This window comes from Pseudoalteromonas sp. 2CM41L, assembly GCF_023161905.1.
Classification (GTDB): domain Bacteria; phylum Pseudomonadota; class Gammaproteobacteria; order Enterobacterales; family Alteromonadaceae; genus Pseudoalteromonas; species Pseudoalteromonas atlantica.
In genome coordinates this window covers 16,100-31,054 of record NZ_JALNTN010000022.1, presented here as the reverse complement: position 1 = coordinate 31,054, position 14,955 = coordinate 16,100, and the positions used below count along the sequence as shown (strand labels likewise).

The window sequence follows — 14,955 nt, the reverse complement described above, 5'->3', positions numbered from 1 at the left end:
TAACCATGTCTGAGAATTATGATTCGTCGAGTATTAAAGTACTTAAAGGATTAGACGCAGTAAGAAAGCGTCCTGGAATGTATATAGGGGACACCGATGATGGCACAGGCTTACACCACATGGTGTTTGAGGTCGTTGATAACTCTATCGATGAAGCCTTAGCAGGTCATTGTGATGATATTTATGTAACGATTCACTTAGACGGTTCAGTCTCTGTAAGAGATAACGGTCGTGGTATCCCAACTTCTATCCATGAAGAAGAAGGTGTGTCTGCTGCCGAGGTTATCATGACGGTACTTCATGCTGGTGGTAAGTTTGATGATAACTCTTATAAAGTATCAGGTGGCTTACACGGTGTTGGTGTATCGGTAGTAAATGCATTATCAGAAAAACTAACCCTTACTATTCGTCGTGAAGGCAAGTTACACGAGCAAACTTACAGCATGGGCGTACCTAACGCACCATTAGCCATTATTGGCGACGCTGACACTACGGGTACTGAACTGCGTTTTTGGCCAAGTGGCGAAACATTTACAAACCTTGATTTTCATTATGATATTTTAGCTAAGCGTTTACGCGAGCTATCGTTTTTGAACTCTGGTGTAAGCATCATCTTATCTGATGAACGCGAAGAAAATAAAACCGACCACTTTAAATATGATGGCGGTATTCAAGCGTTTGTTGAATACTTAAACCGCAATAAAACACCTGTACATAAAGGTGTATTCCATTTTACTCACGAGCGTGAAGAAGATGGTATTAGCGTTGAAGTTTCAATGCAGTGGAACGATGGCTTCCAAGAAAACATTTACTGTTTTACTAATAACATTCCACAACGTGATGGTGGTACTCACTTAGCCGGCTTTAGATCTGCGCTAACACGTACACTTAATAACTACATGGAAAAAGAAGGCTTTAACAAAAAAGCTAAAACAACCAGTAATGCAACGGGCGATGATGCGCGTGAAGGCTTAACAGCGGTTGTAAGTGTTAAAGTACCTGATCCTAAGTTCTCATCACAAACTAAAGACAAGCTAGTATCAAGCGAAGTTAAATCTGCGGTTGAGCAAGCAATGGCTGAAAAGTTTTCTGATTTCTTATTAGAAAACCCAATGGATGCCAAAATTGTTGTTGGTAAAATTATTGATGCAGCACGAGCACGTGAAGCGGCGCGTAAAGCCCGTGAAATGACTCGTCGTAAAGGCGCTATGGATTTAGCAGGTTTACCTGGTAAATTAGCAGACTGCCAAGAAAAAGACCCATCATTATCTGAACTATACATAGTGGAGGGTGACTCAGCTGGCGGTTCAGCCAAGCAGGGTCGTAATCGTAAAAACCAAGCAATTTTGCCACTTAAAGGTAAAATCTTGAACGTAGAGAAAGCACGCTTTGATAAGATGCTTTCTTCACAAGAAGTAGCAACTCTAATAACAGCTCTAGGTTGTGGTATTGGCCGTGATGAATATGACCCAGAAAAACTACGTTACCACAGCATCATTATCATGACCGATGCGGACGTGGATGGTTCTCACATTCGTACATTGCTACTAACGTTCTTCTATCGCCAAATGCCAGAAATTGTTGAGCGTGGTTATATTTACATTGCACAACCGCCACTTTATAAAGTGAAAAAAGGTAAGCAAGAGCGTTATATTAAAGACGATCCTGCACTTGTAGAGTACCTAACATCACTTGCACTAAATAATGCTGCGCTTTACACAAGCGAAGATGCAAGTGCAATTGAAGGTGAAGCGCTTGAGCAAATAGTACAAGATTACCAAAACACAGTAAAAGTCATTGAGCGCTTAAAACGTAAATACCCTAACACGGTAATGGAACGTTTGATTTACCAAAGCGAGTTAAAAGTAGAAGACTTATCTAACGAAGCTAAAGTAATTGAGTGGACTAAAGAGCTAGTTGACGACTTAGTTGAACGTGATGAAGATGCGACAATTTTCCACGCTGGAACAGAGCATGATGCAGAGCGCAACTTGTACTTCCCGGTTGTGAATATTCGTCAGCACGGTGTGGATAAAGCACACGTATTACATTACGACTTTATTGCATCACGTGACTACCAACGCATTGCTGTTACTGGCACGAAGATCGCAAACATCTTAAAAGAAGGCGCATATGTTCAACGTGGTGAGAAAACAAAACCTGTTGATAACTTTGTGGATGCTTTGGAATGGTTGATCGCAGAATCTAAGCGCGGGATCTACATTCAGCGCTATAAAGGATTAGGCGAAATGAACCCTAGCCAACTGTGGGAAACCACAATGGATCCTTCAGCTCGTCGTATGTTACAAGTAACAATTGAAGATGCTGTAGCGGCAGATCAATTGTTTGCAACATTAATGGGCGATCAAGTTGAGCCACGTCGTGAGTTTATAGAAACCAACGCACTTCGCGTAGTTAACTTAGACGTGTAAAAAATTATACTTACATCTTAAAAGGAGCCTAATGGCTCCTTTTTTATTTTAACAACCGCACAAACTGCTTAAAACCTGCGTGTGCACAAGGTATACTGAGGGTAATTTTCACGCTACTTTCAGATAGTAAAAAGCCAAATATGCAAAAATATGACGTTAAAACCTTTCAAGGTTTGATCCTGGCTTTACAGGATTATTGGGCGCAGCAAGGCTGTGTCATTATTCAACCACTTGATATGGAAGTGGGCGCAGGGACATTTCACCCGCAAACATTCTTAAAATCTATTGGCCCTGAGCCAATGTCGAGCGCATACGTACAACCGTGTCGCCGTCCTACCGATGGCCGCTACGGCGAAAACCCAAATCGCTTACAACATTACTACCAATTTCAGGTAGTTTTAAAGCCATCACCAGATAACATTCAAGAGCTTTACCTAGGCTCACTAGAAGCGATGGGAATTGATACCCTAACGCACGAAGTACGCTTTGTAGAAGATAACTGGGAATCGCCAACACTAGGCGCATGGGGCTTAGGTTGGGAGATTTGGCTAAACGGTATGGAAGTAACGCAGTTTACTTACTTTCAGCAAGTAGGGGGCTTAGAGTGCTCTCCTGTAACCGGTGAAATTACCTACGGCCTAGAGCGTTTAGCAATGTACATTCAAGGCGTAGACAGTATTTACGACCTAGTATGGGCAGACGGTCCATTAGGGCGTGTAACTTACGGCGATGTATTCCATCAAAATGAAGTAGAACAATCTACTTACAACTTTGAACACGCAAACGTAGATGACTTATTTGCACAGTTTGATAAGTGTGAAGCTGAGAGCCAAAAGCTAATTGAAGCAAATTTACCACTACCTGCTTACGAGCAAGTAATGAAAGCATCGCACGCGTTTAACTTACTCGATGCGCGCCATGCAATCTCAGTAACCGAACGTCAGCGTTATATTTTACGCGTTCGAGCGTTATCAAAAGCGTGTGCACAAAGCTATTACGATGCACGTGAAGCGCTTGGTTTCCCGCTGTGTAAGGATAAGTAAGCATGTCATCACAAAATTTATTAGTAGAAATTGGCACCGAAGAGCTGCCACCAAAAGCACTGCGCAAATTAGCAGAAGCCTTTGCCGCAAACTTAACCGCAGAGCTTGAAACACTAGAGCTTGGGCATGAAGGCGTAAGCTGGTATGCATCGCCTCGTCGTTTAGGTTTACAAGTAAAAGCGCTTGAAGCAAAGCAGCAAGATAAAGAAGTAGAAAAGCGTGGCCCTGCAACTAAAGCTGCGTTCGATAGCGAAGGTAACCCAACTAAAGCAGCAATGGGTTGGGCACGTGGTTGTGGTATTGACGTAAGTGAAGCACAAACTCTTGAAACCGACAAAGGCGCTTGGCTTTTACATATTGCTAAAGTAGCAGGACAAGAAACCAAAACGCTGATGAGCGATGCCATTGCAAAGTCGTTAGCAAAGCTGCCAATACCTAAGCCAATGCGTTGGGGCGCGAATAAAACACAATTTATTCGCCCAGTTCATACCGTAACTATTTTATTTGGTGATGAACTTATTGAAGGCGAAATTTTAGGTAAGCAAGTAACTAATCAGTTACAAGGCCACCGTTTTCATCATCCAGAAAAAATCACCATTAACCATGCTGATGACGTGTTCGACGTATTAAAATCAGCCTACGTTATTGCTGATTACGAACAACGTAAAGCGCAAATCCGTGCACAAATAGAAGAAGCTGCAAGCGCAGTGAATGCGGTTGTTGCAATGGATGAAGACTTATTAGAAGAAGTTACTTCACTAGTAGAGTGGCCAGTAACGTTAACGGCAACATTTGAAGAAGCATTTTTAGATGTACCTGCCGAAGCGCTAATTTACACCATGAAGGACGATCAAAAATACTTCCCGCTATTAGATCAAAACGGCAAACTTTTAAATAAGTTTTTGTTTGTATCTAACATCGAAAGTAAAGATCCAAGTGTGGTTATATCTGGTAACGAAAAAGTAGTGCGCCCACGTTTAGCCGATGCGCAGTTCTTCTTTGAAACAGATAAAAAGAAAACCCTAGAAAGTCGCTTAGAGTCACTTGATACTGTTTTATTCCAAAAGCAATTAGGTACGCTTAAAGATAAATCTGTACGTATTAGCGAACTTGCCGGCTACATTGCAGAGCAACTAGGCGCCGACAAAGACCTTGCAAAACGTGCTGGCCTATTAAGTAAAACAGACTTAATGACCGAAATGGTAATGGAATTTACCGACGTGCAAGGTGTAATGGGTATGCACTATGCACGCTTTGATGGCGAAGCAGAAGATGTAGCTATTGCACAAAACGAGCAATACATGCCGCGTTTTGCGGGCGACAATTTACCTACAAACCTAATCAGCTGTGCAGTAGCAATTGCAGATAAGTTTGATACGCTGGTGGGTATTTTTGGTATAGGCCAAGCACCAAAAGGTGACAAAGACCCATTTGCACTTCGTCGTGCTGCCATTGGTGCACTGCGTATCATGGTAGAAAAAGAGCTACCGCTTGATATTTTAGACCTAGTAGCAAAAGCACAAACACTGTTTGGCGAAAAGCTTACTAACCTAAATGTATCAACCGACGTATTTGACTTTATGCTAGGGCGCTTCCGCGCATGGTATCAAGACGAAGGCATTGAAGTAGATGTTATTCAAGCAGTACTGGCACGTCGTCCTACTAAACCTACTGACTTTGACCGTCGTGTTAAAGCAGTAAGCCACTTCCGTACGTTAGACGCCGCAGAAGCGCTTGCAGCAGCGAATAAGCGTGTAGGTAACATACTAGCTAAAAATAACATTACCACCGAAGGTGATGTTGATGAGAGCCTATTAAGCGACGACGCTGAAAAAGTATTAGCATCACAAGTAGCAAAATTTGCGACTGAGCTTGCACCACTTTACGCTGATGGAAACTACCAAGAGGCATTAAGCCAATTGGCAGGTATTCGCCAAAGTGTTGATAACTTTTTTGACAACGTCATGGTTATGGCCGACGATGAAGCTGTAAAGCAAAATCGCCTCGCACTATTAAGCCAGTTAAGCCGCTTATTTTTAGATATTGCAGATATATCTGTACTACAAAAATAACACCGCTTAAGCCAATAAAAAGCCAGCGTATTGCTGGCTTTTTAGTTTTAACAGAACGAAGGAAACCCATTAATGATGCCAATGAAACGAATTTTAACGCTTGCCATTGCCGGCTTACTCACAGCGTGTACTAGCCAAGTGTCTATTAACGACGTACTACCACAGCAAGAGCTGGATAAAACAATTTACCTAAGAGGCGATTTTACGCTTTGGGATGCAGAGCCTCAGTACCAGTTTATGCCTGTAGGCGGCGCGCTTTACCAAGCTGAAGTTAAATTTAGCACCCCAGGTAAAGTGTACGAATTTAAAATAGCCGATGCCGACTTTAGTGAAGGCTATAACTGCGGCTATAGCGACTCACAACCAGCAGGGCAAAAACTAACGCTCGGCCAACCCGTACTTGCAGACTGCAATACTATTTATAACTACTTCAGTTACTCGCCTGCAATAAAAGGTACATACATAGTAAGTATTGATTACAGTGACTACGATAAGCCGAAAGTGACGATTAATAAGAAATAGCTGTTAGCTGGGAGCTGTCAGCTTTTAGCTGCCCGAGTGGGTTTATAGATTTATGACAAGGATGTTGTAGGTAGAGTGAAACGAAGCCCAACATGTGCGGCGAATAAAACTGTTCTGCTGGTTATCAAATACGTTGGGTTTCGTAAAACTCAACCCAACGTACATCAATAATAATTTTTATTGATTGCTATAAATATACAATCAAATTAATGAGCTTAGTTAGTCTAATTACAGTCGTAAACCAAAAGCGCGATAATGGATAAGTAGATTTTAAGTAGGTTGGGTAGAGTGAAACGAAACCCAACATATGCGGCGAATAAAACTGTTCTGCTGGTTATCAAATACGTTGGGTTTCGTAAAACTCAACCCACCTAGATCAATAATAATTTTTATTGATTGCTATAAATATACAATCAAATTAATGAGCTTAGTTAGTCTAATTACAGTCGTAAACCAAAAGCGCGATAATGGATAAGTAGATTTTAAGTAGGTTGGGTAGAGTGAAACGAAACCCAACATATGCGGCGAATAGAACTGTGCTGGTGGTTATCAAATACGTTGAGTTACGTAAACTTGTCTTGATTATAATTAACAAAACTAATCTATACTCTTATTTATCTGTTTATTTTATGGATAAAAATATGCGTTATAAACGTATGTTAGAGGCGGGCGCATGTTATTTTTTTACGGTAAATTTAGAAGATAGATCTCAGCCTTTGCTTGTGGAAAATATAGAGTTATTACGACGTGTATATTCAAAGGTGGCAAAAAAGCATCCAATAAAGACGATTGCAATTGTTATCATGCCCGATCACCTTCATGCTATTTGGCAATTACCTAAAGGTGATAGTAATTACGCAATGCGTTGGCGACTTATAAAATCAGGTTTTTCTCGAGAGCTGCCAGCAACAGAGTTTTGTAATAAAAGTCGAATAGCGAAAGGAGAGCGCGGGATTTGGCAGCGTCGCTATTGGGAACATAAAATTAGAGATGAAGAAGACTTAAATAATCATATTAATTATATTCACTACAACCCGGTGAAACATAACCATGTTATTAAAGTGAGTGATTGGCCATTTTCAAGCTTTCATCAATACGTTAAAAAATCAAAACTAAGCCAAGATTGGGAGTGCAATAATGATTCAACCACTTTGTATGATGAATAAAATTTCGGTGTTATTAAACAAGTTGGGTTTCGTAAACTCTACCCAACCTACATCTGGTTTAAGTTCTTAACGATGCGTTAAATATTCAAAAATAACCTAACTTACTAAACCAACTTTCAAACCTTAAAGCCCTTTCTTCACCACATACCTATACGGTGCTTCATCGGCGTCTGTGGCCACCAGCGTGTGATCCATAAACGTACAAAAGCTCGGAATATCGCGAGTGGTTGATGGGTCATCAGCGGTAATTAATAACGTTTCACCGTCGTTCATCTTACGAATTGCCGCGCGTATCATCATTACAGGTTCTGGGCAGCGTAGGCCCATGGCGTCTAATTGGTGATCGGGATTATCAAAGCTCATAAAAAGTTACCTGTAAAAATAGTCGCGGCTTGGTTAGGTCGGGTAGTTTAGCGCAATTAATCTGTTTGGTTAACTGTTTTGCATATAACGGGTAAGCGTAATACAGTAAAAAATAATCTGGTTTAAATTTAATACACCCGATCACATTATTCATATCGGCAATAAGCTGGTGCTATAAAAAAAGGCGAACTAACTTGCGCTAGTTCGCCTTTTTAATCACCAAGATGGTCTACATGTTTAAGTTAATACTTAGTCTTGAACACGTTCAAATACAGTCGCGATGCCTTGGCCTAAACCAATACACATAGTTGCTAGACCATATTTTGCATTTTTGTCTTCCATTAAATGTATAAGCGAGGTGCTAATACGCGAACCTGAACAACCTAGTGGGTGGCCAAGTGCGATTGCGCCGCCGTTTAAATTCACTTTTTCATCAACCACGTCTGCTAAACCTAAGTCTTTAAGTACAGGCAGTGATTGTGCTGCAAATGCTTCGTTAAGCTCTGCTACGTCAATGTCATCAATAGTAATACCAGCTTGTGCAAGTGCTTTTTTACTTGCTGGTACTGGGCCGTAACCCATGATTGATGGATCGCAACCGGCAACAGCCATTGCTTTAACGCGTGCACGAATTGGTAAGCCAAGCTCTTTTGCTTTCTCTTCGCTCATTACTAACATGGCTGATGCGCCATCAGAAAGTGCAGAAGATGTACCCGCAGTAACCGAGCCAGAAGCAGGGTTAAATACTGGGCGAAGCTGAGATAAACCTTCAACCGTTGTTTCAGGGCGAATTACTTCATCATCTTCAACTAAAATTAAAGAGCCATCAGCTGCGTGACCTTCCATTGCTAAAATTTCGCGGCGGAAACGCCCTTCAACTGTTGCAGCATGTGCACGTTGATGTGAGCGGTATGCAAATTCGTCTTGCTGCTGGCGGCTAATTCCGTGAATAGTAGCAAGGTATTCTGCAGTTAAACCCATAGAGCCAGATGCTTGTGCAATTGAAGTTGCTAAGCCTGGGTGAAAGTCGTTACCGTGAGTCATAGGTACGTGACCCATGTGCTCAACACCACCAATAAGGTAAGTGTCGCCAGCGCCTGTCATAATAGCGCGTGCTGCGTCATGCAATGCTTGCATTGACGAGCCACATAAACGGTTAACGGTTGTAGCTGGTACTGAATGTGGAATACCCGCAAGCAGTGATGCGTTACGTGCAACGTTAAAGCCTTGCTCTAATGTTTGCTGTACACAGCCCCAATAAATATCGTCAATTGATGCAGGGTCAACTGCTGGGTTGCGCTCTAATAACCCTTTCATAAGGTGAGCACTTAAATCTTCCGCACGCTTGTTTTTAAATACGCCGCCTTTTGAGCGACCCATTGGTGTGCGGATACAATCTACAATTACTGGATTATTCATGATATTAACCTTCCACCTTATAGAAAACACGACCTTCTTCGGCCCATTTGCGAGTTTGCTCTGATACTTGGTAAATCGCACCTAGGTGAGCATATTTGTCTGCTGCTGCAACAAAGTTAGTTAAACCTGTTTGATCTAAGTAACGGAACGCGCCGCCTCTAAATGGAGGGAAACCAACGCCGTATACAAGGGCCATATCAGCTTCTTGAGGAGAAGCAACAATGCCTTCTTGTAAACAAAGTAGTACTTCGTTGATCATTGGGATCATACAACGGTCGATAATTTCTTGTTTATCAAATTCTTTAGGTGCATCAGTAATTGGCGCTAGTAGCTCAACTGCTGTTGCATCGCTTGATTTTTTAAGACGACCACGACGGTCTGTTTCGTACTTGTAAAAACCTGCTTTGTTCTTTTGACCAAAACGTTTTTCGTTAGCAAAAACAGTCACCGGATCTTTTTCTGCGCGTGCCATACGCTCAGGGAATCCGTCAGCCATTACGCCAGTACAGTGATACGCCGTATCAATACCTACAACATCAAGCAGGTAAGCCGGGCCCATTGGCCAGCCAAATACGTTTTCCATTACTTTATCTACTTTTGCAAAGTTAGCGCCTTCAACAACTAATTTGCTAAAGCCTGCAAAGTAAGGGAATAAAACACGGTTTACAAAAAAGCCTGGGCAATCGTTTACAACAATTGGAGACTTGCCAAGTTTAAGGGCGTAATCAACTACTGCATTAATTGTTTTATCGGAGGTTTTTGCACCACGGATAATTTCTACTAATGGCATTTTTGGTACTGGGTTGAAAAAGTGCATACCACAGAAGTTTTCTGGCTTATCGAGTGCTTCTGCAAGTAAGTCTATACAAATAGTCGATGTGTTTGATGTAAGTACCGTGCCTTCTGGCATGTTCTTTTCAAGGTCAGCTAATACCGCTTGCTTAACTTTAGGGTTTTCTACAACCGCTTCAACAATAATGTTGGCGTTTTGTAGGTCTGCATCGTTAAGCGTTGGCTTAATTTTACTAAGCGTTGCCAGCATTTTTTCCATTGGCATATGGCCGCGTTTAACTTTTGCACCCAGTAGTTTAGATGCTTCACCCATACCTAAATCAAGCGCATCCTGTTGGATGTCTTTCATTACAATTGGGGTACCTTTATAAGCAGACTGGTATGCAATACCGCCGCCCATAATACCTGCGCCTAATACAGCTGCTTGTTTAATCTCAACATCGCTGTGCTTAGCAAGTTTACGTGCTTTGCCTTTAATAAACTGGTCATTTAAGAAAATACCGGTTTGTGCAGCTGCTTCGTTAGTGCGCGCAAGTTTTGCAAAGTTAGCATTTTCGATTGCCATTGCTTCATCGCGAGTACAGTTGGCCGCTGCTTTAATAGTGCGAACTGCCATAACCGGAGCAGGATAGTGGCCTTTGGTTTTACCCATTACCATACCTTCTGCCATTGCAAAGCTCATGCCTTGCTCAACACGGTTTAATTTAAGTGGCTGAAGTTTAACATCGCGCTTTGCCTGCCAATCTAGCTTGCCGGCAATTGCTAATTCAAGTGTTGCTAGGCTTGACTCTAAAAGTTTGTCAGCACTAACTACCGCGTCAAACGCACCTACTTTTAGGGCGTCAGCGGCACGGTTTTCTTTGCCTGAGGTGATCCAAAGCATGGCGTTATCTGCGCCAATAATGCGTGGTAAGCGCACTGTGCCACCAAAACCAGGCATTATACCTAGTTTAACTTCTGGTAAGCCCATTTTAGCGGTTTCGCTTGCAACGCGATAATCGGTAGCAAGTGCCCACTCACAGCCGCCACCAAGTGCCAAGCCATTCATAGCGCTAAGAGTTGGGAATGGTAAGTCTTCGATTGCGTCAAAAACGTCGGTTGCGTTTTTGATCCACGTTACTAATTCTTCTTCTGGTTTAGTAAATGTTGGTAAAAATTCGAAGATATCTGCCCCAATAATAAAGTGATCTTTATCACTGGTAAAAATCATGCCTTTGATATCAGAATTAGACGCTAATTCTTTTAATGCTGCTGCACAATCTGAAAGAGTTTGCTGAGATAGTGTGTTTACAGAACCTGCAACACAAAACTTAAACTCGGCGATGTTTTCCTTTAGGAAGCTAACTTCAAAGGAATCGCTTTTATATAACATTATTATTCTCCCTAGTTGACGAACTAAGACTGGTACGATGAGTTTGCATTTCGACCAGTGTGCTTGCTTTAAAATTAAAATGCAACGAAAAATTTAACTCGGTTACAAACGGTTGGTTAAAATATAGCTGGTTTGGTGCTAAGGTGTACTGGAATGTGCTAAAGGTACTCATTAATTATTATGAGTGCGTAAATTAAATGTTGTTCATACTTTATTAAAGGCACTCTCATTATTGTTTTAGTGTCTCAAACTGGAAATTATTAACCCTGACAGGTCGTTAAACCTAAAGGATATTATGAAAAAATTTTTATTAAGCGCTGTGGCAGCTGCCTTTATTCTTCCTTTTAGTTCTGCCCAAGCGAGTATCGATAATGACGCGTTTTTAGATGCTGAAAAAAAAGTGCGCTATGGAAGCTACCAAGACTTTAAAGAAGTAATAAACGGGTTAGACCACCCGCTAAAGCCGTATGTCGAAAAAACATATTGGCAACGCCATCCCAATTTTAAATACCAAAGCGAAATAGAAGATTACCTAACCATTTATGAGCATACCCCGCTTGAGTGGCCGGTACGTAAAGCGTGGCTAGAGTATCTTGAAAAAAACAATAAAAAAGCAGCGTATATAAAAAACTACCGAGAAACGTCTAACGCAGCGCTAACATGCACGTTTTTAGATTTTCAGCTTGATTTAGGGGCGCCAGAAAAAGCCATTTTTAATCAGGTTACCGATTTATGGACGGTGGGTAAGTCGCAACCGAATGAATGCGACCCGCTATTTTCGCTTTGGCGCAAAAAAGGCTATTTAAATAATGAGCTTGTATGGAAGCGCATAACGCTTGCAGCGCAGGGCGGTACGCAAAGTTTACTCCCTTATTTAAAAACGTTGTTACCTAAAAACGAGCGTTACTTAGCCGATTTATACTTAAAAGTACGCCGCGACCCTAGTGCGGCCGCAGGCTTGTATCGTTATAAAACTAAGTCGGCAAAAGAAGCGCAAATAGCCATTTATGGTGTTAAGCGTTTAATTTGGCGCGATAAAGCGTTGGCTTTAAGAGCCTGGCAAAAGCTAGAAAAAATGTTTACTTACAGCGATGAAGAAAAAGCAGATCTATATTACACGTTTGCTTTATCGCTTGCTTCAAGTGGGCATAAGCAGGCCAGCTTTTGGCTTAATAAAGTGCCTAAAGCGCGACAAGACAGAAAGCTAATTCAGTGGCAACTTGGTAATATGCTTAAAACCCAAGACTGGGAAGGCATAGCGGCTTTTTTTACAGGTAAAGACGATTTAAGTTTAGGCCAGCAATATTGGCTTGCTTATAGCTATGCTAAGCGAGGCGAGCAACAAAAAGCAGACGAAATTTGGACTAAAGTGGCCGCTAACCGCGATTACTATGGTTTTTTAGCGGCGGCACGATTAGGGCTGCCGGTTGATTTAAATAATCAGCCTTTGCAGGTTGATCAAAAACTAGTAGAGAAGGTGAAGAATGCGCCGGGCTTTAAACGTGCAAAAGCACTTTACGAACTCGAGCGTTTTACCTCTGCACGCCGAGAATGGAATTACTTAACGAACACCTCTACTGATGAAGAAAAACTAGCTGCCTCAAAGGTTGCAGCGCAAAACAATTGGCACGATAACGTTATTTTCACGTTAGCTAAAATTAAAGCATGGGATTATGTTGAACTGCGTTTTCCGTTTGCATTTCAAGATATATTTGAGCGCTACAGTAAACGCAGCAAAATAGACCCCGCGTGGAGTATTGCAATTGCACGGCGCGAAAGCTCGTTTGCACCAGATGCGCGTTCGCATGCAAATGCGCGTGGTTTAATGCAATTGCTCCCTAGTACGGCAGAATACGTTAACAAAGCAAGGGTATCGAGTACGCGTTTGTACCAACCTAAAACCAATATACGCTTAGGTACTAGTTACTTGCAGTACTTAAAAAAGAAAAACAAAGGTAATGAAATACTTGCTACGGCATCTTACAACGCAGGGTATCATCGTATTAAACGCTGGTTACCTGACGAAGCCATACCAGCAGAGCTATGGGTTGAGCTGATCCCGTATAGAGAAACGCGAGACTACGTAAAAAATGTGTTTGCTTATCGCCAGGTTTATCACACCCGGATGGGCCGAGAAGGAAACGTGCTCGCGCCGTTACTCAACATGAAAATGGGCGGGTAAATTATGTAATACCAATTGCCTAAAATATTTAGCCATTCTAGCGTGCTAAATAAAGGGCTAATAACTTAACATGATGGGTATAAGTATTAGGGGGATATTTACATGTTAAATATCCCCCTTTTTTGAGCGCTTTACGTTTAAGTGGTAGACTCAAAGCAAGTTAAATTTAACAGATGGATTAACAATGGATAAATTAGCCGTTTTATATGCAGAGCATATTGCCACATTACAACAACGTACGCGTACAATTTGTGACCGTGAAGGGCTCGAGGGTTTAGTTATTCACTCAGGCCAAGCTAAGCGCCAGTTTTTAGACGACATGTATTACCCATTTAAAGTTAATCCACACTTTAAAGCATGGCTTCCTGTTATTGATAATCCACATTGTTGGATTGTGGTAAATGGTAGCGATAAACCGAAGCTTATTTTTTACCGCCCAGTTGATTTTTGGCACAAAGTACCAGATGAGCCGCGTGATTTTTGGGCTGAGTACTTTGATATAGAATTATTGCTACAGCCTGATCAAGTTGAAAAACTATTACCTTACGATAAAGCTAAATACGCTTACATGGGCGAATACCTAGAGGTAGCGCAAGCGCTTGGCTTTAGTATTATGAACCCTGAGCCGGTACTTAACTATTTTCATTATAACCGTGCTTATAAAACGCAGTACGAGCTTGAATGTTTACGCCAAGCAAACCGCATCGCGGTAGATGGACATAAAGCAGCACGCGATACGTTTTATAATGGTGGTAGCGAATTTGATATTCAGCAAGCGTACCTTATGGCTACACGCCAAAGCGAAAACGAAATGCCGTATGGCAACATAGTAGCGCTTAACGAAAACTGCGCTATTTTGCATTACACACATTTTGAGCCAAAAGCACCGCTTACTCATAATTCGTTTTTAATCGATGCTGGCGCAAACTTTAATGGGTATGCCGCAGATATAACCCGTACGTACGATTTTAAAAAACAGGGCGAGTTTGCTGAGCTAGTACAAACTATGACGGCAATACAAATTGAGCTAGGCAACGCATTAAAGCCTGGCATGTTATATGGCGATTTACACGTTGATTGCCATAACCGTATTGCGCAAATTCTTAGCGACTTCAATATTGTAAACTTACCTGCAACAGAAATTGTGGAACGTAAAATTACCTCAACATTTTTCCCTCATGGCTTGGGCCATCACCTTGGTTTACAAGTGCACGATATGGGCGGCTTTATGCGTGATGATAAAGGCACCCACCAGCCATCGCCAGAAGGGCACCCATTCTTGCGTTGTACTCGTAAAATAGAGAAAAACCAAGTGTTTACTATTGAGCCAGGGCTTTACTTTATAGACTCATTATTAGGTGATTTAGCGCAAACCGACAGTAAGCAGTTTATTAACTGGGAAAAAATTGAGTCGTTAAAACCATACGGCGGTATTCGTATTGAAGACAATATTATTGTTCACGAAGACAGCCTAGAAAATATGACTCGTGATTTAGCGCTCGACTAAGCTAATAAAGACGAGCTCGCCAATACGCGCTAAAATACGCGAATGCAAAGGGGCCTTTTGGCCCCATTTTTAATTGAGCTTTAAT

The 14,955-nt window shown here is 41.7% G+C and carries 10 protein-coding genes; 7 read left to right on the top strand and 3 right to left on the bottom strand.

Features of this window, described 5'->3' with window-relative positions; all coding sequences use genetic code 11:
• The first annotated feature begins 5 nt into the window (after nucleotides 1-5).
• From gyrB to MTF64_RS18590, 5 genes are all read left to right on the top strand, one after another.
• Nucleotides 6-2,432, top strand: coding sequence for a DNA topoisomerase (ATP-hydrolyzing) subunit B (gyrB, locus tag MTF64_RS18610; RefSeq protein ID WP_138576244.1), 2,427 nt, complete (start codon nucleotides 6-8; stop codon nucleotides 2,430-2,432).
• Nucleotides 2,433-2,572: 140 nt separating this feature from the next.
• Nucleotides 2,573-3,475: a glycine--tRNA ligase subunit alpha gene (glyQ, locus tag MTF64_RS18605; protein WP_004588055.1), complete on the top strand. Its 903-nt coding sequence runs from the start codon at nucleotides 2,573-2,575 to the stop codon at nucleotides 3,473-3,475.
• 2 nt (nucleotides 3,476-3,477) lie between these two features.
• A complete protein-coding gene (glyS, locus tag MTF64_RS18600) occupies nucleotides 3,478-5,547 on the top strand; it encodes a glycine--tRNA ligase subunit beta (RefSeq protein ID WP_248452302.1) in 2,070 nt (689 codons plus the stop codon).
• A gap of 72 nt (nucleotides 5,548-5,619) precedes the next feature.
• Nucleotides 5,620-6,069: a hypothetical protein gene (locus MTF64_RS18595; protein ID WP_248452301.1), complete on the top strand. Its 450-nt coding sequence runs from the start codon at nucleotides 5,620-5,622 to the stop codon at nucleotides 6,067-6,069.
• A 641-nt stretch (nucleotides 6,070-6,710) separates the two neighbouring features.
• Complete coding sequence (locus tag MTF64_RS18590) at nucleotides 6,711-7,235, top strand: transposase (protein WP_248452300.1); 525 nt, start codon at nucleotides 6,711-6,713, stop codon at nucleotides 7,233-7,235.
• 123 nt (nucleotides 7,236-7,358) lie between these two features.
• On the opposite strand, the gene tusA is transcribed toward MTF64_RS18590, so the two are convergent.
• From tusA to fadB, 3 genes are all read right to left on the bottom strand, one after another.
• Nucleotides 7,359-7,598 carry a sulfurtransferase TusA gene (gene tusA / locus MTF64_RS18585; RefSeq protein ID WP_029772820.1) on the bottom strand — a complete coding sequence of 80 codons (240 nt, stop codon included), beginning with the start codon at nucleotides 7,596-7,598 and terminating at the stop codon, nucleotides 7,359-7,361.
• 249 nt (nucleotides 7,599-7,847) lie between these two features.
• Nucleotides 7,848-9,017, bottom strand: a complete 1,170-nt coding sequence (fadA, locus tag MTF64_RS18580) for an acetyl-CoA C-acyltransferase FadA (protein WP_004588050.1) — start codon at nucleotides 9,015-9,017, stop codon at nucleotides 7,848-7,850.
• Between the two features lie 4 nt (nucleotides 9,018-9,021).
• A complete protein-coding gene (fadB, locus tag MTF64_RS18575) occupies nucleotides 9,022-11,181 on the bottom strand; it encodes a fatty acid oxidation complex subunit alpha FadB (RefSeq protein WP_248452299.1) in 2,160 nt (719 codons plus the stop codon).
• A gap of 295 nt (nucleotides 11,182-11,476) precedes the next feature.
• On the opposite strand from fadB, the gene MTF64_RS18570 reads away from it, so the two are divergent.
• Together MTF64_RS18570 and pepQ are read left to right on the top strand one after the other, a co-directional pair.
• The gene (locus MTF64_RS18570) at nucleotides 11,477-13,363 is read left to right on the top strand and encodes a transglycosylase SLT domain-containing protein (protein WP_248452298.1); all 1,887 of its coding nucleotides are present in this window, start codon (nucleotides 11,477-11,479) and stop codon (nucleotides 13,361-13,363) included.
• Between the two features lie 184 nt (nucleotides 13,364-13,547).
• Nucleotides 13,548-14,870 carry a Xaa-Pro dipeptidase gene (gene pepQ / locus MTF64_RS18565; protein ID WP_004588047.1) on the top strand — a complete coding sequence of 441 codons (1,323 nt, stop codon included), beginning with the start codon at nucleotides 13,548-13,550 and terminating at the stop codon, nucleotides 14,868-14,870.
• The last annotated feature ends 85 nt before the right edge of the window (nucleotides 14,871-14,955 follow it).